Below are 20264 nucleotides of genomic sequence, written 5' to 3'. Positions count from 1 at the left end.
AAAGATGTCCAGACTCGTGCGCGCCTCGGCCGCACTGGTGCTGACGAGTGCCCTGGTGGTCCCGTTCGCACCCACAGCGAGCGCGTCCGTCCCCGCGAACCCCGCGGACGGCGCCGACTTCACCCTGACGATCCTGCACGCCAACGACCCCGAGTCCCAGCTGCTGCCCGCCCCCGAGCAGAACGGCTTCGGCGGCGCCGACCGCTTCACCGCGCTGCTCGACCGGCTGCGCGACGACGAGAGCAGCGGTATCGGCGCGGGGGTCGACGAGGCCGCCGAGCGCGGTGTCGTGACCGTCAACTCCGGCGACATGTACCTTCCGGGCCCGGAGTTGGCCGCCTCCCGCGAGGACGGCGCGCCCTTCTACGACGCCGTCGCCGCCGACCACGCGGAGTACGACGCGATCTCCATGGGCAACCACGAGTTCGACTTCGGCCCGGACGTGTACGCGGACTTCCTCGAACAGCTGGACGGGGACACCACGGTGGTCGCCGCCAACGTGGACGTGTCCGCCGAGCCCCGCCTGGCCGCGCTGGAGGGGAAGGGCCGGATCGCGCCCAGCACCGTGGTGGAGGCCTCCGGGCACGAGGTCGGCGTCGTCGGCGCGCTGTACCCGCCGCTGGCCACCATCACCAGCCCGCGCGACGTGGTGGTGGACGACGTCGTCCAGCCGGTCCAGGACGAGGTCGACCGGCTGACCGAGGCGGGCGTGGACAAGGTCATCCTGATCTCGCACCTGCAGAACATCGCCTACGAGGAGAGGGTCGCCCAGGAGCTGACCGGCGTCGACGCCATCGTCGCGGGCGGCGGCCACGAGGTGATGGCCGACCCGGACGACGCCCTGGTGCCCGGTGACGAGGTCACCGCGCATCCGGAGACCGGCGAACCGCTGGCCTACCCCCTGATGGCCACCAACCCGGAGGGCGTCGGGGTGCCGATCGTCACCGCCGGGTCGAACTACAAGTACGTGGGCCGCCTGGTCCTGAACTTCGACGGCGACGAGGTGTCGGTCTCCGACCGCTCCGGTCCGGTCCGGGTCTCCGGCGTCGAGGAGGACGCGGTCGAACCCCACCCCGAGGTGGCTGCGCAGGTGACCGGGCCGGTCTCCGAGTACGTGGCCGGGCTGGCCGAGGCCGAGGTGGCCCTGAGCGAGGTCGACCTGAACGGCGTCCGGGACCCAGGCGTGCGCACCCAGGAGACCAACCTGGGCGACCTGGTGGCGGACGCACTGCTGGACACCGGTGTCCGCAACGCCGACGAGTACGGGGTCCCCGCACCGCGGATCGGCATCCAGAACGGCGGCGGCATCCGCAACTCCTCGGTGATCCCGGCGGGGCCGCTGACCTCGCTGGACACCTACTCGATCGCCCCGTTCGCCAACCAGGTGGCGGTGGTCCCGGACATCCCGCGCTCGCAGGTCAAGGAGCTGCTGGAGCAGGGCGTGGCCGCCGCGCCCGCGGCCAGCGGCGCGTTCATGCAGGTCGCCGGGGTCAACTTCGCCTACGACCCCGAGCGCACCGCGCAGGTGGTCGACGAGGGGGGCCGTGTCCTCACCCCCGGCGAGCGGGTCCGCAACGTGGTCCTGCACGACGGCACGGTGCTCGTCGAGGACGGCGAGGTCGTGGAGGGCGACCCGATCACGATCGTGACCAACGACTTCTCCGCCCGGGGCGGCGACATGTACCCGTTCCGCGGCGCGGACTTCACCGTGGTGGGCGCGACCTACCAGGGCGCCCTGGAGGACCTGCTCACCGGGACGCTGGAGGGGGAGGTCACCGAGGCCGCCTACCCCGAGGGCGGTTCCGGCCGCATCGTGGTGGGCGAGCAGGCCACCGTGCCGGACGGCGACGGCGGCGGGAAGCCCACCGACCCGCCGAGCGGCGACCCCGCGGACCCGGCCGACCCGCCGACCCCGGGCCCGACGGACCCGCCGACCGCGGACCCGACCGATCCGGGAGACGGCTCCGGCAAGCCCGGTAGGCCCGGCGGGGACGCCGGCGGCTCCCTGCCGACGACCGGTGGCGCGCTGTTCGGGCTGGTCGCCGCCGCCGCGGTGGCCGTCGGCGCGGGCGGTACCGCGCTCTACCTGGGCCGCAGGCGCAGGGCTGCCTCCGAGGGAGGGGCCGCGGAACTGGACTCCTGAAGCCGCGCGGCCGAGGAGGCGGGCCCGCCCCGGGTGTCGACCCCGGGGCGGGCCCGCCTCCGTGTCCGGCGGCCGTCCGGTGCGGGGGGACCGGCTCCGGCCTCGTCAGAGGCAGCCCGCGATCTCCCGCGCGGCCTCGGCCATGTCGTCGCGCTCGCCCTGGTCCAGGCCGTTGTGCTCGAACCACACCAGCACGAAGTGGCAGGCGTCCTGGACGTCCTCCGCGGTGGTCTCCTCGCTCTCCTGCATGGCCATCGCGGTGAACATGGCGATCCCGTCGCTCGCGAAGGCGGCCACCCGCACCAGGTTGGTGTCCATCGAGGAGGTGCACTGGAAGGCGGTGTACTCCTCCCCCTCGGACGGGGTGCAGACCTCGTCGGTGATGTCCTGGCGTGCGTCGATACCGAAGTCGTCGCGCAGCCCGTCGACCAGTTCCCCGGAGGACATGAGCTCCTCCGAGGTCGGAGCCCCGGTCGGCTCCGGCTCCCCCGTGGGCCCGTCGGACGGGACGGGGGGTTCCTCGGTGGGGGACGGGGACCCGGTCGGCGGCGCCGACTCCGACGGCGCCACGCCGGGCTCCTCCGACGGCCCGGGGTCGCCGCCCGCCGCGACACGGTCGGTCAGCATCCCGCCGAGGGCGATTCCGCCGCCGAGGAAGGAGGCCCCCGCCAGTACCGCGATCACGGCGAGGACGGCCACCAGACCGGTGCCGTAGCGGCCCGGCCGGGGCGGGGGACCGAAGGGTCCCTGCGGGTCCGGAGGCCCCTGGAACCCCTGGGGCGGCCCCGGAGATCCCGGAGGAGGCCCCTGGGGCCCCTGGGGAGCCGACGGGCCCGGCGGAGGCGGGCCCTGGGGGAGCGGGCCCCGCCGCCCCTGGCCGGGATGGCCTCCCCGCGACCCCGGGGGCGGGCCCTGCGGAGGCCGCTGGGGTGGCGGCCCGAATCCGTCGCCGTGCCCGGGCGCTTCGTGGGAGTTCACGTACGGTCTCCTCGCTGTCTGGGGTGCCGGACCAGGCGGTGCGCGTCGGCGGTGGCCCGCCGGCGGGCCACGGGCGCCCCTCGCGTTTCGGCGCCTGTTCCACGCCGCTTTATTGCCTGTTTGTTACGAATCCTGCCACTTTCCCGAACACGATGGCCATGCGGGGGAGACATGGACCCGAGCGGTACGGCATCTGGAGCACACGCACCACAGGCTTCCCAGTTTCACCATGCAAGTACAAAGAAAGGGTACAAGGTGGCCAATTGGACGATTTGCCCGATATGTGATTAGCGTATTTTCGGCCAACCTTGGCACATCCGGCGCGCATAATAGGGAAATGCACGACCCCGGACCTACGATCGGCACCATGACCTGCGTTTTGCTGGCCGAAGACGATGTCTCGATCTCCGAGCCTCTCGCGCGCGCACTCCGACGCGAGGGCTACACGGTGGACGTGACCGTCAACGGCATTGAGACACTCGACCGTGCCCGTGCGGGAGACATCGACCTCATGGTCCTGGATCTCGGGCTGCCCGAAATGGATGGACTCGAGGTGGCGCGTCGGCTCCGGACCGAGGGTCACGGAACGCCGATCCTCATCCTGACCGCGCGCGCCGACGAGGTCGACACCGTCGTCGGCCTCGACGCGGGTGCCGACGACTACGTCACCAAGCCCTTCCGGCTGGCCGAGCTGCTGGCCCGTGTCCGCGCCCTGCTGCGCCGGGGCGGCGCCGAGGTGCCCGTCGTGCACGGCGTGCGCATCGACAACGACTCCCGCCGCGCCTGGCTGGGCGAACGCGAGCTGCAGCTCACCACCAAGGAGTTCGACCTGCTGCGCGTGCTCGTCCGCGACGCGGGCAAGGTGGTCACCCGCGAGCAGATCATGCGCGAGGTCTGGGACACCAACTGGTGGGGTTCCACCAAGACCCTGGACATGCACATCTCCTGGCTGCGCCGCAAGCTGGGCGATGACGCCAACCAGCCGTCGTACATCACGACCGTTCGGGGTGTGGGCTTCCGGTTCGAACGAGACTGACACGGCCCCGGGTCCGAGGCGCCCCGCGCCGGTCGGCCGCCTCCGGGTCGGACGGACATGAGGTGACATGCGCAGGCGGATGGTTTTCTCCACCCTGGTGGTGACCGTCATCGCCGTCATGCTGCTCGGGCTGCCCCTGGGCGCGCTCACGTACAAGCTGGTGTACGACGAGAGCACCCGCCAGCTCCAGGGCGAGGCGGAGTTGATCGGTGCCGAGAGCGACACCATGCTGGAGGCCCACGGTGAGCTCAACCTGGCGGAGTTCGACCGGGACCACCCGAACCGCTTCATCCGGATCACCCCGGCCGACGCGTCCACCGCGGTGACCGCGGGCGACCCCGCCCTCGACCCCGAGGCCCCCGACTCCCCGAGCATGCTGAAGGCCACGGCGACCACCGGCCGGGGCACACTCGTCGAGGTGTGGATGAACGCCGAGGGCGTGCAGCAGAGCGTGGTCCGCGCCTGGCTGGGGATCGCCTCCCTGTCCCTGCTGGCCATCGGCGTCGCCGTGGGGCTGTCGATGTTCCAGGCCCGCAGGCTCACACTGCCCCTGATCGACCTGGCGGTCACCGCCGAGCGGCTGGGATCGGGGGTGACCACGCCGTGGGGCCACCGCTACGGGATCCCGGAGGCCGACCGGGTGGCGGAGGTCCTGGACCGCAGCGCCGAGCGCATCGCCGGGCTGATCGCCACCGAGCGCCACTTCGCCACCGACGCCTCGCACCAGCTGCGCACACCGCTGACCGCGCTGATGATGCGCCTGGAGGAGATCATCGCCGAGTCCGGCAACCCCGACGTGGTCCGCGAGGAGGGCGAGGCCGCCCTGGCCCAGACCGAGCGCCTGGTGGAGACCGTGGAGAGCCTGCTGGGGCGGGCCCGCAAGAGCCAGAACCCCGAGGTGGAGGCGGTGGAGGTCGACCCCGTCCTCAACCACATCCAGGCCGAGTGGCAGCCGGTCTTCCACGCCGAGCAGCGCAGGCTGCTGGTCACCGGGGTGTCGGGGCTGACGGCCATGACCGTCCCCAGCGACCTGGCGCAGATCATCGCGACCCTGGTGGAGAACGCCTACAAACACGGCGCGGGCACGGTGACCATCCGCCGCCTCGACACCGACCAGTCCGTGCGCATCGAGGTGAGCGACGAGGGCGAGGGGGTTCCCGAGCACCTGGCGGGCCGGATCTTCGAACGCGAGGTCAGCGGTACCGGCGGCACCGGCCTGGGGCTGGCACTGGCCCGGCACATCGCCGAGTCCGAGGGCGCGCGGATCGAGCTGGTGCAGACCAGGCCGACCACCTTCGCGCTGTTCCTGCCCGCCGGGGCGGGCGGCCTGTCGAAGATGACCGGCCCGGTCTGAACTCCCGGGACGGGACTCAGGCGCCCGCCCCGGCGGTGGACTGCTGCGCCTGGTCGGGAGCCTTGCCCCGCACCACCAGGTCGCTCCACAGCGAACGCACCCGGCCCAGGCCGTAGGCCTTGGTGACCTCCCCGCGCGCCCGTTCCGCCTCGGCGGCGAAGCGCCCCTCGCTCACGGTCGCGTGGATGGACTCGGCCATCGCCACCGCGTCGTCGTGGATCCAGTGCGGGTCGTAGATGGTGTCCGCGCCCGGCCACGGCAGCAGCGCGGGCACGCCGCCCGAGGCGGCGCACTCCGCCGGAGCCAGGTGGAACGACTCGTCGTCGCTGGTGGAGAGCATGAACCCCACCCGCCGCAGCCAGGTGGCCACGTCCGGCCCGAAGGGGTCGAACACCACCCCGGAGGCGAGGAGGTCGTCACGCTGGATCCTCCGGTACACGCGCTCGAAGTAGGCGCGCTCCTCCGGGCGGTTCCAGATCCACCAGTACTCCCACGGCTGCTTGGTCTTCACCGCCAGCGTGTACCGCGGGTCCATGCGCCGCAGCTCCGCCAGCACGTCCAGTCCCCGGTCCAGGCGCTTGCGCGACGGGGCGATCCCGACCATGCCCATCGAGTACTCCACACCGGAGAGCTTGGGCCGGTCCAACTGCTCGTCGTCCACCCAGTTGGGCACCACGACCACCTTGTCGGCGGGCCACCCGGTCAGCTCCCGGGTCAGGTCGGCGTAGTGGGGGCTCACGCACACCACGGCGTCCACCTTGTCGATGTCGAGCTTGCGCGGCCACTCCGCGTACAGCTCGAAGCGGTGCAGCCGCACGATCAGCCGCTGGTCGGGCCGCTTCCACTTGGCGTAGAACAGGGCGTTGGGCCCGCACCACTCGCAGATCACCACGTCCGCCCAGCCCGCCAGCTCGCGGGACCGGTACTGGTCGTGGGTGCTCAGCCCCTCCCACTCGTCCATGCGCACCTCCAGCCCGGGCAGCGAGTCCAGGTACTCGGCCAGCCGGGTGAAGAACTTCATGTCGTGCCCCGCCACGACCACCTTGAGCGGCCGGTCCGGGTCGGCGCCCGCCGGCGCCGGGGGCAGGGCCTCGGTGAGGTAGCCGCGCAGCCGCTCGGCGGCCCGCTCCAGGGTGTGGTCGGCCGCGGCGTCGCGGCAGCGCGCGGCGGCGTCCGCGTAGACCGCGCGGTCGTTGTGGGCGCGGGCCACCACCTCGGCGACCGAGGCGACGTCCGCGCCGGCGAACAGCGGGTAGTCGGCGCCCAGCATCGTCTCGTGCATGGGAGTGCGGTTGAGCACCACCGGCAGTCCGAGCGCGCCCAGTTCCAGCACCTTGGTGGACAGCTCCAGGCTGGCGTCCATGGACGGGTCGCGCCAGGACAGCCCGAAGCCGCACTCGGCGGCCTGGCGAAGCGCCTCGGCACGCGGCATCCCGCCGCGCCAGTCCACGTCCGGGGTGTCCTCCAGGGCCCTGCGCATGCGCTTGGCCCAGTCGGCGGGCTCCGCGTGGATCTTGTCACCGATCATCACGAGTTCGGAGTCCACCCCGCGCCGCGCCAGCTCGGCGGGCAGCTCGGTCATCTCCAGGGTGTTCCACCGCGGCGCGAACTTGCCCGTGTAGGCCAGGCGGGCCCGCGCGTGTACCTCCCCGTCCGCGCGCACGTCCTCGGGGACGACCACCACGGGCGGGAACAGGACCGACCGGCCGCAGGCGGCGGGCACCGACGACTCCAGGAAGGCGCGCAGCTCCTCGGTCTGGCAGAGCAGGAACCGGGAGGCCAGCGCGATCTCGGTGAGCTCGGCGGTGGCGGTCGCCGACAGTTCCCCCACGCTGTGCGGGAAGTCGGTCAGGTAGGTCCACAGGCGTCCCGCCAGCGCCTCCTCCTGCGCGGCCAGGCCGGCCAGGCGGCGGCCGCGCACGACCACCAGGTCGAAGGCCCTGCGCTCGTGGTGCCTGGTCATCAGGGTCACGGCCTGCTCCGGGGTGAGCCCCCGCGGCCCCAGGTCCGGCAGCGCCTTGTCCTCGTGGGGATTCAGCAGCCGGACCCCGGGCACCCTGGTGAGGGGCTCGGTGAGCCGGTCGGTGCGCACGGGCGCCTTCAGCAGCAGGGTGACCTCGCATCCGGCGGCGGCCAGGGCCTGCGCCATCGACTGCGCCCAGATCGCGGAACCGTCGATGATGTTGAGGTCCACGTCCCCGTACAGGAGTGCGCGCGGAGGCGGTGTACTCACGTTCTTCCCTTCGGATGCTTTCTCGTTGCCCGTGCGGGGCGGTCGGGGCGGTCGGTGGTCAACCGACCGCACCGGTCGGGGCGTCCGTGGTGTTGTACACGGCGTCCTCGGCGTCGGGGTCGGTGCCCGTACCGTGGTCGGGCCCCAGGGCCAGGAGCCGGGTGCCGCGGCGGTTCCACTCCGCGGGATCCCAGCCGCGCCGCAGCAGTCCGGTACGGGCCAGCTCCGGGACGACCGCGCTGACGAAGACGTACTGCTGCCCGCCGGTGCTCGGGCGGTCGAAGAACCCGCGTGCCCCGCCTTCCTGCGGCCGGCCGCCCGTGTCGCCGCCCTCCTCTCCGGCGCCGAGGTCCACGGCGCCGACCGCGTCGGCGTCCGAGCACTCGACCGCGCACACCAGGTCGGCGAGCCGCCTGCGTCCCACCGGTGCGGTCCACAGGTGCGCCCAGGGCGCGGTGGCCCGCTCGGCCAGGACCGCCCACCTCTCCGGGCCGAGGCCGCCGACCCGCACGTCGGGCGTGCTCCGGGTCAGCTCCTCGGGTGTGTCCGGGGTGCTGAAGCGCGCGGTGCGCACGGTGACGCCCTCAGCCCGCAGCCGTCGGATCCCGGGCAGGCGCGAGGCCGTGCTGGGCACGATCACCTCGGTGGGCCTCAGGGCCGCGGCCAGCAGGTCGTCGGCGAGCAGTTCGGCGTCGCTCTCCCCCGCCGGGTCGGCGAGGACGGCCACGGAACGGCCCCGCAGCGGCAGTTCCGCCCCCGGGGTTCCGGGAGGGAAGTCCAGGCCGTCCAGGATCTCGGCGAGGCGGACCGGCGTGGCCTCCCGCAGGAAGACCTGCCGGAGCATGCCCCGCTGTTCGGAGGGCGTGGGCTCCTCGGCGCGCAGGCGCGGCACCGTGACCGCCAGCCCCTCCGCGGCGGGGTCGGCCGGGTCCGGGACCGCCGCGTGGGCGACCACGCGGGTACCGCACGCCCAGGCGCGGCGGCGCAGGCGCGTGTCCTCGCTCGGGAACGCGGGGACGACGGCGACGTTGGCGGCGCGCAGCGCGTCGGCCAGACCGGAGGAGTCGGCGTCCACCACGCCCGCGTCCAGTTCGGTGAGGACCTCCGGGACGGGTTCGTCGCGGTGGCCGCGCACGAACACCGCCTTGGGCCCGGGCGTCAGGTGGGCGGCCACCGGGTTGAACAGGTGCAGGGGGACGCCGGCGTCCCCCTTGTGGACCCGGTCGAAGCCCAGTTCGCGCAGGGCGGGCGGGGCGGGGGCGTCGTCGATCAGGACGGTGGGGATGCCCCTCGCGGCGGCGGACTCCAGCACCCAGTGCAGGGCGCGGGTGCGGTCCACGACCGCGGGATCGCCCACGTGCGCCCACGGTGAGCCCGGTGCTGCGGCCGAGGCGGAGACCAGGACCAGGTCCACGTCCACGCCGTCCATGACGATCTGGGCGTCGTGCGGCCGCAGGGACACCGGGTGCACGTACGGGTCGATCGCCTCGGCGATGGCGGGGCCGACTACGGTGGCGGCCACGAGCAGGTTCTCGCCGCCGCCCGGCACACCCGTGAGGAGGCGGGCCTCCTGGCGGTCCGCGTCGAAGGAGCGGACCGGCTCGACGCCGCGGCGGCGCTCGGTGTGCCGGGTGGTTCCGCTGCGCCGCCAGAGGCGGTAGAGGTCACGTGGGAGTTTGACCAGGGACCGACCGGGCTTCTTCGCGGCGGCCGTGAGCGCGCGCCCCACCTGGAGCGAGGTGGAGCCCTCCACGGCCGCCAGCCGCGCGCGTGCCTCCTGGAGCTGGGCCTCGCGCTCGGCCAGCGCCTGACGGAGCTGTTCGGTCTGGCTCTGTTCACGCCGTTTCACGGTCTGCCACCTTGTGTTCTGGTCGGATCGGCGAAACCACTGCGTCGGTCGGCCGTGGTGGGGCCGGCGTCGCGGGGCGGTACCCCCGGCGCGTGCCCGGCCGGGTGCGGATGCCCTTGGCGAGGCGTGTCGCGGGTCCGGCCGGGCGTCGTGGCGGAGAGGGCTGAAGGACGTTTGCCATGGTGGGTTACCTGGACCGCTGTGGGGGGATCGGGACGGTGCCGCGGCCGCCCGGCGGGGCCGGGGCGGGAACGGCGCGTTCCCGGGTCCCCTCCCGGGCGTGTCTGGGTTCGGGTACGGGGTTGCGGTTCTCGTGTGTCATCGGGGTTCACCTGGACCACTGGGTGAGGACGGAGGCGATGCGCTCCCCGGCGCGCCCGTCCCACAGGGGCGGGGTGTCGTCGCCGATCCGCTCGGGTGTCTGCCCGTGCAGGACCTTGGTGACGGCCTGGAGGAGGTCGGCCTCCGTGACGAGCTGGTTGGTGCCGTGGGTGATGGTGACGGGGCGTTCGGTGTTGGGGCGCAGGGTCAGGCAGGGGACCCCGAGGATGGTGGTCTCCTCCTGTACGCCGCCGGAGTCGGTGACCACGGCGGCGGCGCCGCGTGTGAGGGCGACGAAGTCGAGGTAGCCGAGGGGTTCGAGGAGCCGCACGCGCGGGTGGTCGCCGAGGCCGACCCGGTCGAAGGCGGCCCTGCCGCGCGGGTGCACGGGCATGACCACGTCGGCGATCTCGGCGATCTCGTGCAGGCGCTCGGTGAGGCGGGCGACGTTGTCGGGGTCGTCCACGTTCGCGGGCCGGTGCAGGGTGGCGGCGACGTAGCGCTCGGGCAGGTCGAGGCGGGCGCGCAGGGCCTCGGCGTCGAAGCGGTCGAGGTTGCCCAGCAGGGTGTCGATCATGGGGTTGCCGACCAGGTGGACGCGGTCGGGCGCGACGCCCTCGGCGGCCAGGTGGCCCACGGCCTCCGGGCTGGTGGCGAAGCACAGATCGCTGAGCTGGTCGGTGACCCGGCGGTTGATCTCCTCGGGCATGGTGTCGTCGAAGGAGCGCAGGCCCGCCTCGACGTGGGCCACGGGGATCTGCAGCTTGGCGGCCACCAGGGCTGCGGCGACGGTGGAGTTGACGTCGCCGTAGACGACCACCATGCCGGGCCGGCGCGCGACGAACTCCTTCTCCAGGCCCACCATGAGGGCGGCGGTCTGGGCGGCGTGGGAGCCCGATCCCACACCGAGGTCGACGTCGGGGGTGGGTAGGTTCAGGTCGCGGAAGAACACGGCGGACATGCGGTCGTCGTAGTGCTGACCGGTGTGCACGACCGACTGGTGGGCGCCGCGCCCGCGCAGGGCGGAGACGACGGGCGCGGCCTTGACGAAGTTGGGGCGCGCGCCGACGACGTGCACGATCCCTGTGTCCTGGCTCCCCAGGGGGGCGCTCGTTGCCACGACTCTCACGTTTCCTTCTGTTGGGGTGATGTTCCCGCCGTGACCGGCGAGGCTGGTGTGGTCCGGCGACGTTCTTTGCCCGAGCCGTCCCGTCCGTGTCGCCGTGGTGTCACCACATGGTCACGTCGGCGTGGTTGTGTGACTGACCGTGCATGACACCCAAGCTTCCGAATCCCAGGTTCCGCGTCCCCGTACCCGCTGGCCGCGGGCGGTGACGTTCATCCTGTCGTTGGCCTGGCAACACCTGCGGTCCGATCCGGCCCGGCTGCCGCTGCTGGCGCTGCGGCTGGCGCCCGGCCCGCCGCGGCGTGCGGCCCGCGCCCTGGCCACCCGTGCGGGTGGCCGGGCCCGCGCCTACGCCCTGTGGGACCAGGGCCGACGCGACGACGCCCGCGAGGCGGTGCTCGCCGCGGCGAGCGGCGCCCCTCCCCGCCGTGTGGGCCGCCTGGTGGCGGCCTGTCTGGCGGCGGGAGACGCGGACACCGCCCGCGAGCTGGTCGAACGACTCCCGGAGGGTGCCCTCCGGGAGGCCGCGGAGTACCGGACGGCCCTGGCCACGGGACGCGCTGTTCCCGCGTCCCCGTCCACGTCGCCTGACCGTCACGGGATCACGTTAACCCGCGATGCCCGAACGCGGCCCGACGACACGGTGAACGCTCGGCGACCGGAGGTTCCCTCCGGTGAACGCTGGCGTGTGGCCGGTGATCCGTCCTCACCCGGGTCGGGGCTGCGGGTGCTGCACCTGGTGACCAACGCGCTGCCGCACACCAACGCCGGATACACCCAGCGCACCCACCGGATCGCGGTCGCCCAGCGCGAGGCCGGGATGGACGTGCACGTGGCCACGCGAGCGGGGTATCCGCTCACCAAGGGGGTGCCCGATCCGCGCACGCTGGTGCGGCTGGACGGCGTCTCCTACCACCGGCTGATCCCGTGGACGGCGCCGGCCGACTCCGCCCGCGAACTGGAGGCGGGGGTGCGGTTGGCGTCGGCGCTGGTGGAGACGGTGCGACCGCACGTGCTGCACGCCGCGAGCAACCACCACAACGCCCGCCTGGCGCTGGAGCTGGGCCGCAGGTTCGGCCTGCCGGTGGTGTACGAGGTCCGGGGCTTCCTGGAGGAGTCGTGGCTGTCCCGTGACCCCTCGCGCAGCGTGGACGACGCCTTCTACCGGGCCGAGCGCGCGAGCGAGACCGAGTGCATGCTGTCCGCCGACCTGGTGGTGACGCTGGGCGAGGCGATGCGCGCCGACATCGAGGCGCGGGGGGTGGCACGCGAGCGCCTGCTGGTGGTCCCCAACGCGGTGGACGCCTCCTTCCTCGAACCGCTGCCGCCGGGCGAGGGGGTGCGCCGGGAGCTGGGGATCGGCGCGGAGGAGTTCGTGGTGGGCACCACCACCAGCTGCTTCGGCTACGAGGGCCTGGACGTGCTGCTGGAGGCGGTGGCCCTGATGCGCGAGCGCGGGGAGTCGGCGCACGCCCTGGTGGTGGGGGACGGCCCGGAGCTGCCCGCGCTGCGCGCCCGGGCGGCCTCCCTGGGACTGGAGGGTGCCGCGCACTTCCCCGGCCGGGTCCCCGCCGACCGGGTACGCGCCCACCACGCCGCGCTGGACGTGTTCGCCGTGCCGCGGCGGGACGAGAGGGTGTGCCGTCTGGTCACCCCGCTCAAGCCCGTGGAGGCCATGGCGGGCGGACTCCCCGTGGTTGCCAGTGATCTTCCTGCTTTGCGAGAGATCGTGGAACCGGGAGTGACAGGAGAGTTAATTCCTGCGGGCGAATCGGCATGCCTAGCCGATGTCCTGACAAAACTCGCTTACAGTCGTGAAAAGCGGGCTTCCTACGGCCGTGCAGGTCGCAGCCTCGTCGGCGCGGACCGCACCTGGACCGAGGCCGCATACCGCTACAACCAGGCGTATCGGGTTCTCATTCGGAAAATGACCGAACCAGGCCAGAACCCGTAATCGGGGACAACGCCTACCTACACTCAGACGTCCGACGCACTGAGCAATGGCACTCCCCGCTATTTACGCCCGTTCACGAAATGAATGCGAGTGTGACCACGAAGTGGATGCCGCAGCCTCCAACCCAGCACCTGTTTCCGAGCAGTCCGCCGGCGCGGTCAGCGATCTCGTCGTCCTCGGTCTCGGCTACGTCGGCCTGCCGCTGGCGGCCGAGGCCGTGTCCGCGGGACTGAAGGTCACCGGCCTCGATGTGAGCAGCAACGTCGTCGACGGGCTCAACAACGCGGTGTCGCACGTGGACGACCTCTCCTCTGAGGACGTCCGCCAGATGCTGGACCGCGGTTTCACCGCGACCACCGACCCCGCGTGCCTGTCCACCACGCGCACCATCGTGATCTGCGTCCCCACGCCGCTCTCACCCGAGGGCGGCCCGGACCTGGGCGCGGTCACCTCGGCGGCCACCGCGATCGCCGCGCAACTGCAACCGGGCACCCTGGTCATCCTGGAGTCCACCACCTACCCCGGCACCACCGAGGAGGTGGTCCGCCCGCTGCTGGAGAAGTCCGGCCTGGTCGCGGGCGCCGACTTCCACCTGGCGTTCTCGCCCGAGCGCATCGATCCCGGCAACCCGACCTTCGGCGTGGCCAACACGCCCAAGGTGGTCGGCGGGCTCACCCCCGAGTGCGGTGAGGCCGCGGCGGTCTTCTACGCGGCCTTCGTGAACACGGTGGTGCGGGCGCGCGGCACCCGCGAGGCCGAGATGGCCAAGCTGCTGGAGAACACCTACCGGCACGTCAACATCGCGCTGGTGAACGAGATGGCCGTCTTCTGCCAGGAGCTGGGCATCGACCTGTGGGACTCCATCGCGGCGGCCGCCACCAAGCCGTTCGGCTTCCAGGCCTTCTATCCGGGTCCGGGCGTGGGCGGGCACTGCATCCCCATCGACCCGAACTACCTGTCGTACAAGGTCAAGACCCTGGGGTACCCGTTCCGGTTCGTGGAGCTGGCCCAGGAGATCAACGGCCGGATGCCGTCCTACGTCATCCAGCGGGCCCAGGAGCTGCTCAACGACGCGGGTCTGGCTCTGTCGCGGTCCAAGGTGCTGCTGCTGGGAGTGACCTACAAGGCCGACATCGCCGACCAGCGCGAGTCCCCGGCGCGGCCGGTGGCGCGCAAGCTGGCCGCCAAGGGCGCCACCCTGACCTACCACGACCCGCACGTGGAGACGTGGGAGGTCGACGGGGTGGACGTGCCCCGGTCCACCGACCTGGACCAGGCGCTGGCCGACGCCGACCTGACCATCCTGCTCACCGACCACAGCGAGTACCGGCCCAAGCGGTTGGAGGAGTACGCGCGGCTGCTCCTGGACACGCGGGGCGTGCTGCGCCGCCCCGACCCCGAGGCCGACACCTCGCCGGCGATCCCGGCCCAGGTACGCCGGCACACCACGCGCGAGGGGCTGCAGGTCCTGTGACCTGACCGGGTCCACCCGCCACGAGGGGCACGCCGATCCGGACACCCGCGGTGTCCACCGGCGTGCCTTTTCGTGTTCACCCTTCCCTGACCGAAGGTTCACCCGCTGCACTCCGACCGGCCACCGGGCTTTCCTCGGCACGTCTTCCCCGCTGAATACCGTGTCGGAAGGCCCCTACGGCTCTTCCGAAGTGGATGATCGTCATAGGTCGCCACAAACTGCCCATACGGTGACACAGGTAGGTGAACTCGATGCACGCGCTTGTGGCCACGGTTGTGCACCATCCTGAGGACGCCCGGATCCTGCACCGCCAGATCCGGGCCCTGCTGGACGCTGGACACACGGTGACCTACGTGGCGCCGTTCCGCGAGTGCGGGGTGACCCCGTGGAAGGAACTGCACTCGGTGGACGTGCCGCGCGCCTCCGGTCGCGAGCGCCTGTCCTCCCTGCGCGCCGCACGGGCGGTGCTCGCCGAACAGGCCCCCGGGGCCGACCTGCTGCTCTTCCACGACCCCGAGCTCCTGCTGGCCCTGCCGCCCAGGCGCCCGGTGACGGTGTGGGACGTGCACGAGGACACGGCCGCCGCCCTGCTCACCAAGGCGTGGGTGCCCAGGCCGCTGCGGCGCCCGCTGGGCATGGTGGTGCGCTCCTTCGAGCGGCGCGCCGAGCGCCGGATGCGGCTGCTGCTGGCCGAGGAGGGCTACCGCTCCCGCTTCCGCTGCGACCACCCGGTGGTGCCCAACACCACCGAGGTGCCCGAGGCGCCGGCACGCGAGCCCGGGGACGACCGGGTGGTCTACCTGGGCCAGGTATCGGAGGCGCGCGGCGCGCACGAGCTGGTGGAACTGGGCCGCATGCTGCGCCCGCAGGGGGTGCGCCTGGAGGTGATCGGCGGCGCCGACGTCGGCGTGCGGCCGCTGCTGCGCCGGGCCCAGCAGGAGGACGTCCTGCACTGGTACGGGTTCGTGCCCAACGACCGGGCCCTGCGGATCTGCGCGGGTGCCACGGCGGGGCTGAGCCTGCTGCACGACACCCCGAACTACCGGCACTCGATGCCGACCAAGGTCGTGGAGTACATGGCGCACGGCCTTCCGGTGGTGACCACGCCCAACCCGATGGCGCAGGAACTGGTGACCGGTCGCCCGGAGGGCCCCGCGGGCCTGGTGGTGCCGTTCGACGACGTGCCCGCGGCGGCGGAGGCGGTGCTGCGGCTGCGCCGTGACGGTGAGCTGCGCCGGAGCCTGGCGCGCACCGGGCACCAGATCACGCGGACGTCCTTCCACTGGCCGGTCCAGGCACGCTTGTTCGTCAAGCGGCTGGAGGCGTGGGTGGACGAGGCCGCCGACCCGGTCCCCGTCGTCCCGCGTCAGAGGGGGCGCCAGCGCCAGGGCGCGCCCGTCGGTGATTGAACCCACATCTTAGGTTCCAGGAAATATCTTCCTCCGCAACAAGTGTTGACGCCCGTGCCGGGCCGGCCCGGCACCACCGCAGCACGAGCACGACCGAGGAAGAACATGACTGACACGCTGGTTCTGGACAAGGCGGCACAGGACCTCCTGTTCCGCGACGCCCGCACCGCCAACGGCTTCACCGACGAGCCGGTGACCGACGAGCAGGTGCGCGCCATCCACGACCTGGTCAAGTACGGGCCCACCGCCATGAACAACCAGCCCCTGCGTGTCACCGTGGTGCGCTCCCGCCAGGCCCGCGAGCGCCTCGTGCCGCACATGGCGGGCAACAACGCCCAGAAGACCCTGACGGCGCCGCTGACGCTGATCCTGTCCTCGGACTCCGACTTCCACGAGCACTTCCCGAAGACCTTCCCGATCGCGCCCACCGTGCGGGACGACTTCGCCGGGATGCCCGTCGAGGCCCGCCGGGAGGCGGCCGACCAGAACGCGCTCCTGCAGATCGCCTACCTGATCGTGGGCGTGCGCGCCGCCGGGCTGGCCGCCGGGCCGATGAGCGGCTTCGACGCCGAGGGCGTCCGCCGGGAGTTCTTCGGCGAGGACTCCCCGCTGCGGCCGCTCGTGGTCATGAACGTGGGCCGGCCGGGCCCGGACGCGTGGTTCGACCGCCTGCCGCGCCTGGAGCACGACGAGGTCTTCACCGAGATCTGATCCACCGGACCCGGACCTCCGGGAATCCGGCCCGCCGGGGGCCGGGCACCGCCGGGTGCCCGGCCCCCGGCGCGTCCACCCCCCGAGAGCCCCTCCCCCAAGATCCCCGGACCTCACCCGGCCGGGTTCGGCGCCTCCCCGGCGAGGAGGACCAGCAGGCACACGTCGTCGTCGCAGTCCTGCTGCTTGACCATGGAGTCCAGCAGGGCGTCCGCCGCGCCCTCGGGGCCGCTCTCCCAGTAGGGCGGACCGCCGAAGCCCTCCAGCAGCCGGGCGATCCCGTCGTCGATGGACTCCCCGCGCCGCTCCACGAGTCCGTCGGTGTACAGCAGCAGGGCCGCGCCCGGCGGCAGTTCGATGGTGTGGTCGGTGTAGCTCTGCTCCACGGGCAGGCCCAGCATTCCGCCGGACGGGAGCTCCACCGCCCTGGCCCTGCCCTCGCCGTCCCGCCACAGCGGCGGCGGGTGGCCCGCGCCGGCCATCACCATCTCCGGGTCGCCCGGGCGGAAGCGCACGATGACGGCGGTCGCGAACAGGTCGGGCTCGAGGTGGCCCAGGACCCGGTCCAGGCGTTCCATCAGCGCGGCCGGGCTCCGCTCCTCCAGGGCGTACGCGCGCAGGGCCGTCCGCAGCTGGCCCATCGTCACCGCCGCGTGGATGCCGTGCCCGGTGACGTCTCCCACCACGCCGATGAACTCGCCGTCCCCCAGGGGGAAGACGTCGTACCAGTCGCCGCCCACGTTCATCCCCCGCGTGGCCGGAAGGTAGCGGGCGGTCAGCTCCATTCCCGGGGTGCGGGGGATGTCGGTGAGCATCGCGCGCTGCAGGGCGGCGGCCGTGTCGCGCTCGCGCTCGAAGCGGCGCGCGTTGTCCAGCGACACCGCGACCCTGTGGGAGAACTCGACCAGCACGACCTCGTCGTCGGAGTCCACCGCGGCCTCGCGCCGCAGCAGCATCACGCCGAGGAGGTCGGTGCCCGTGAGCAGCGGCAGGGCCAGGTGCCCCCTCTCCGCCAGGGCGTCCGCCGACCGCTTCCGGGCCGCGGCCCGGAGCACCGCCTCCGGCGGATCGTCCTCGTCGGCGTCGGAGGAGCACAGCCGTCCGTCCTCCCCGAGGAGCCACACCTGGACCGAGTCCGCGTACCGCGGCACGAGGAGGTCCCGGAGGCGGGAGAAGATCTCCGACTGGTTCAGGGACGTCATCAGCCTGGCGCTGGCCGTGGAGAGGAACGTCAGCCTGTTGCGCGAGGCCTCCGCCTCGTCCCTGGCCGACCGCTCGGCCGCCAGGAGCCTCCTCTGCTCGTCGCTCGCCTCGGCGAGCTCGGCGTGCAGCGCGAGCACTCCCAGGTTGGTCTCCTCCAGCTCGTGCTGGTGCCACTCCAGGTCACGTGCGCGCTCGCCCGACACCGCGGCCACCGCACCGGCCCGGCCGGAGGTGCGCAGGAGCTCCGCCGAGAGCAGCTCGGGGTCCGGGCTCAGCGCCCCGGCCCCCTCCCCCGCCTCCGTCAGGGGCTCGGAGAGACCGAGTGTGGAGGACCAGAGGTTCGCGCCGGAGCCGTCGCGGACCGTGGCCCGCAGGGCGAGCCCGTCCTCGGCCAGCTCCACCACCAGCGCGGCCTCCCCCGCCTCCTCGACCTCCCGCAGCACGCGTGAGGAGGCGCTGTCGAGGAACTCCAGCTCCGCCTCGTCGGAGACGCACGCCGGATCGAGCACGCGTGCCATGGCCACCCGTGCCAGCGCCACGTCGACCATGCCGTGGCAGGAGAGGTCGAGCAAAGGTTCCCTCATCGTCCCTCCCCGTCGGGTCGTACGGTGTGCGTGACCACCGCGATGCTGGTGTCGTCCCGCACCAGGCGGGCGGCGCTGCCGGAGTCCCGGAACACCGCTCCGGCGACGACCGCCGCGTCGCGGTCGCGCAGGCGTTCGATGCCCTCGGGCGCCCACCGTCCGGGCAGTCCGTCACTGTGTAACACGAGCATGTCCCCCGGCGCCCACTCGTACCGGACCGGCTGCGGCGTGCGCAGGCTGAAGGCCCCCACGATCCCGGGCCGGGAGATCAGCGTCTCCCAGCGCCCGCCGCGGTACAGGCGGGCTCCGACGTTGCCGACGCCGCAGAAGGTGAGGCGGCGCCTGGGCTCGTCGATCTCGGCGAGCGCGACGGCCGCGCCCCTCGTGCGGCGCAGCGCCTCGTGCAGCCCCCTCAACAGCACCTCGGGGGCCTCTCCCCCGCTGTGCAGGACGAAGCGCGCCGCCAGGTTCGAGGCCTCCGCGGCGGCGTCTCCGTGGCCGAGCCCGTCCGCCAGCATGACCGTGCGGCGGCCCGCGCCGCTGCGGAAGGCCAGGGCGTCCCCGGAGCGCTTGTGGCCGCTCAGCGGCACGTGCACCCCGCCGGTCGCGGCCCGGGCGTCGAAGTGGGAGCGGTCCTCGCTCCGGGCGAACCGGGCCACGGCGACCGTGCCCCTCCCGGGCCTGCTCTGGAGCTCGAAGAAGTCGGCCGCCCGCGCGCAGGCCCCCAGCCCGGTGCCCAGGGAGTCCGCGGTGGAGAAGCCGTCCTCCATGGCCCGGGGCACGTCGGGGATGCCCGGGCCGTGGTCCAGCGCGAGCATCTGCAGCGCACGGGCCCTCCCCCAGGGCTCATGGGCCGCCTCGGCCACGAAGCGGCCTCCTCCGGCGTACCTGCACATGTTGGTCGCCAGCTCGGATGCGGTGAGGACGGCGGCGGACGTCCTGGCCTCGTCGAGGCCGAGACTGCGCGCCGCCTCGCCCGCGATCCGGGCCGCCTCGGGCACACGCGTGGCGTCGCGGACCTCAGCCTCCCAGACCCTGGTCATCGGACACCGTGCCCCACGGAGTACGGATCGGCCCAGGAGGTGACCGTGACCCTCGTCCCTCCGTCGGGACCGCTCTCGATCTCGAACTCCTGCACCAGGCGTTTGGAGCCGCTCAGCCCCATGCCCAGCCCGCCCGCGGTGGAGTAGCCGTCGCTCAGCGCGAGGTCCACGTCCGGGATGCCCGGTCCGGAGTCGACGAAGCTCACGGACAGCCCCGCGCCCGCCTGGCCGTGGACGACGCGTATCTCCGCGGCTCCCCCGCCCCCGTGCAGGAGCGTGTTGCGGGCGAGCTCACTGGCCGCGGTCACCAGCTTGGTCTGCTGGACCAGGCCGAAACCGGTCCGCTGCGCCAGGGCGCGCACCTGCTGACGGACCACCGTCAGGTCCGTGTCCTTGCGGATGGGTACACGTATCGACTCCTGGGCAGCATGGTTCACGACGTGCCCCGTCCCGGCCGGTCCGTCTGTTCGATGGTGACCCCGAAACTGGCCGCCGCCTCGGTGACCGTGCGAGCCGTGTCCATGCCGGGCAGGCTCAGGCCCAGCTCGACCAGGGTGATGGCCACCGCCGGGCGCATGCCGACCAGTACCGTCCTGGCCGCGAGGAGGCGCGAGGACGCCGCGACCTCGGCGAGGACACGAGCGAGGAAGGAGTCGACCATGTCGAGCGCGCTGATGTCGATGATGAGCCCGCGCGAACCGGTGTTCGCCACCGCGGCCGTGACGTCCTTCTGGAGGGAGACGGCCGCGTCGTCGGGGAGCTCGCCCTGGATACTGACGAGCAGCAGCCCCCCGAGGTCGAGGACGGGGATGGTGGAAGAGCTGGTCAAGTACCTGTCCAATCGGC

General features: G+C 72.9%; 15 protein-coding genes. 7 read left to right on the top strand and 8 right to left on the bottom strand.

Annotated elements, in window-relative coordinates:
- Positions 1-4: 4 nt before the first annotated feature.
- Entirely contained in the window at positions 5-2143 is a 2139-nt protein-coding gene (locus A6A08_RS19630; protein WP_073704090.1) for a bifunctional UDP-sugar hydrolase/5'-nucleotidase, read from the top strand.
- A 105-nt stretch (positions 2144-2248) separates the two neighbouring features.
- Here the strand turns inward: A6A08_RS19630 and A6A08_RS19625 are convergent, their stop codons facing one another.
- A complete protein-coding gene (locus A6A08_RS19625; protein ID WP_073704089.1) occupies positions 2249-2842 on the bottom strand; it encodes a hypothetical protein in 594 nt (197 codons plus the stop codon).
- 646 nt (positions 2843-3488) lie between these two features.
- On the opposite strand from A6A08_RS19625, the gene A6A08_RS19620 reads away from it, so the two are divergent.
- Together A6A08_RS19620 and A6A08_RS19615 are read left to right on the top strand one after the other, a co-directional pair.
- On the top strand, positions 3489-4157 hold the full coding sequence (locus A6A08_RS19620; RefSeq protein WP_073704088.1) for a response regulator transcription factor: 669 nt from the start codon (positions 3489-3491) through the stop codon (positions 4155-4157).
- 67 nt (positions 4158-4224) lie between these two features.
- Positions 4225-5511 (top strand): HAMP domain-containing sensor histidine kinase, encoded by a 1287-nt coding sequence (locus A6A08_RS19615; protein ID WP_073704087.1) that lies wholly within the window; start codon positions 4225-4227, stop codon positions 5509-5511.
- 16 nt (positions 5512-5527) lie between these two features.
- Here A6A08_RS19615 and A6A08_RS19610 read toward each other — a convergent pair whose 3' ends face one another.
- From A6A08_RS19610 to wecB, 3 genes are all read right to left on the bottom strand, one after another.
- The gene (locus A6A08_RS19610; RefSeq protein WP_242422736.1) at positions 5528-7744 is read right to left on the bottom strand and encodes a glycosyltransferase; all 2217 of its coding nucleotides are present in this window, start codon (positions 7742-7744) and stop codon (positions 5528-5530) included.
- A 58-nt stretch (positions 7745-7802) separates the two neighbouring features.
- Positions 7803-9593 carry a hypothetical protein gene (locus A6A08_RS19605; RefSeq protein WP_073704086.1) on the bottom strand — a complete coding sequence of 597 codons (1791 nt, stop codon included), beginning with the start codon at positions 9591-9593 and terminating at the stop codon, positions 7803-7805.
- Positions 9594-9921: 328 nt separating this feature from the next.
- Positions 9922-11034 carry a non-hydrolyzing UDP-N-acetylglucosamine 2-epimerase gene (gene wecB, locus A6A08_RS19600; protein ID WP_073704085.1) on the bottom strand — a complete coding sequence of 371 codons (1113 nt, stop codon included), beginning with the start codon at positions 11032-11034 and terminating at the stop codon, positions 9922-9924.
- Positions 11035-11263: 229 nt separating this feature from the next.
- On the opposite strand from wecB, the gene A6A08_RS19595 reads away from it, so the two are divergent.
- From A6A08_RS19595 to A6A08_RS19580, 4 genes are all read left to right on the top strand, one after another.
- Positions 11264-12994, top strand: coding sequence for a glycosyltransferase family 4 protein (locus tag A6A08_RS19595; protein ID WP_242422734.1), 1731 nt, complete (start codon positions 11264-11266; stop codon positions 12992-12994).
- A 103-nt stretch (positions 12995-13097) separates the two neighbouring features.
- Positions 13098-14468, top strand: coding sequence for a nucleotide sugar dehydrogenase (locus tag A6A08_RS19590; protein ID WP_073704083.1), 1371 nt, complete (start codon positions 13098-13100; stop codon positions 14466-14468).
- A gap of 251 nt (positions 14469-14719) precedes the next feature.
- The gene (locus A6A08_RS19585) at positions 14720-15877 is read left to right on the top strand and encodes a glycosyltransferase family 4 protein (RefSeq protein ID WP_073704082.1); all 1158 of its coding nucleotides are present in this window, start codon (positions 14720-14722) and stop codon (positions 15875-15877) included.
- A gap of 105 nt (positions 15878-15982) precedes the next feature.
- Positions 15983-16588: a malonic semialdehyde reductase gene (locus A6A08_RS19580; protein ID WP_073704081.1), complete on the top strand. Its 606-nt coding sequence runs from the start codon at positions 15983-15985 to the stop codon at positions 16586-16588.
- A gap of 113 nt (positions 16589-16701) precedes the next feature.
- Here the strand turns inward: A6A08_RS19580 and A6A08_RS19575 are convergent, their stop codons facing one another.
- The 4 genes from A6A08_RS19575 to A6A08_RS19560 are packed head-to-tail and all read right to left on the bottom strand — an operon-like array spanning position 16702 to position 20247.
- On the bottom strand, positions 16702-18375 hold the full coding sequence (locus A6A08_RS19575) for a PP2C family protein-serine/threonine phosphatase (protein ID WP_073704080.1): 1674 nt from the start codon (positions 18373-18375) through the stop codon (positions 16702-16704).
- A complete protein-coding gene (locus A6A08_RS19570; RefSeq protein WP_073704079.1) occupies positions 18372-19418 on the bottom strand; it encodes an ATP-binding SpoIIE family protein phosphatase in 1047 nt (348 codons plus the stop codon). The genes A6A08_RS19575 and A6A08_RS19570 overlap by 4 nt, the downstream gene beginning before the upstream one ends.
- Entirely contained in the window at positions 19415-19855 is a 441-nt protein-coding gene (locus A6A08_RS19565; protein ID WP_073704078.1) for an anti-sigma regulatory factor, read from the bottom strand. The genes A6A08_RS19570 and A6A08_RS19565 overlap by 4 nt, the downstream gene beginning before the upstream one ends.
- Entirely contained in the window at positions 19852-20247 is a 396-nt protein-coding gene (locus A6A08_RS19560; protein ID WP_073704077.1) for an STAS domain-containing protein, read from the bottom strand. Before A6A08_RS19560 ends, A6A08_RS19565 begins: the two co-directional genes overlap by 4 nt.
- Positions 20248-20264 lie beyond the last annotated feature (17 nt).

The organism is Nocardiopsis sp. TSRI0078, assembly GCF_001905145.1.
Lineage (GTDB): Bacteria > Actinomycetota > Actinomycetes > Streptosporangiales > Streptosporangiaceae > Nocardiopsis.
This window is presented reverse-complemented; position numbering and strand designations above follow the sequence as displayed.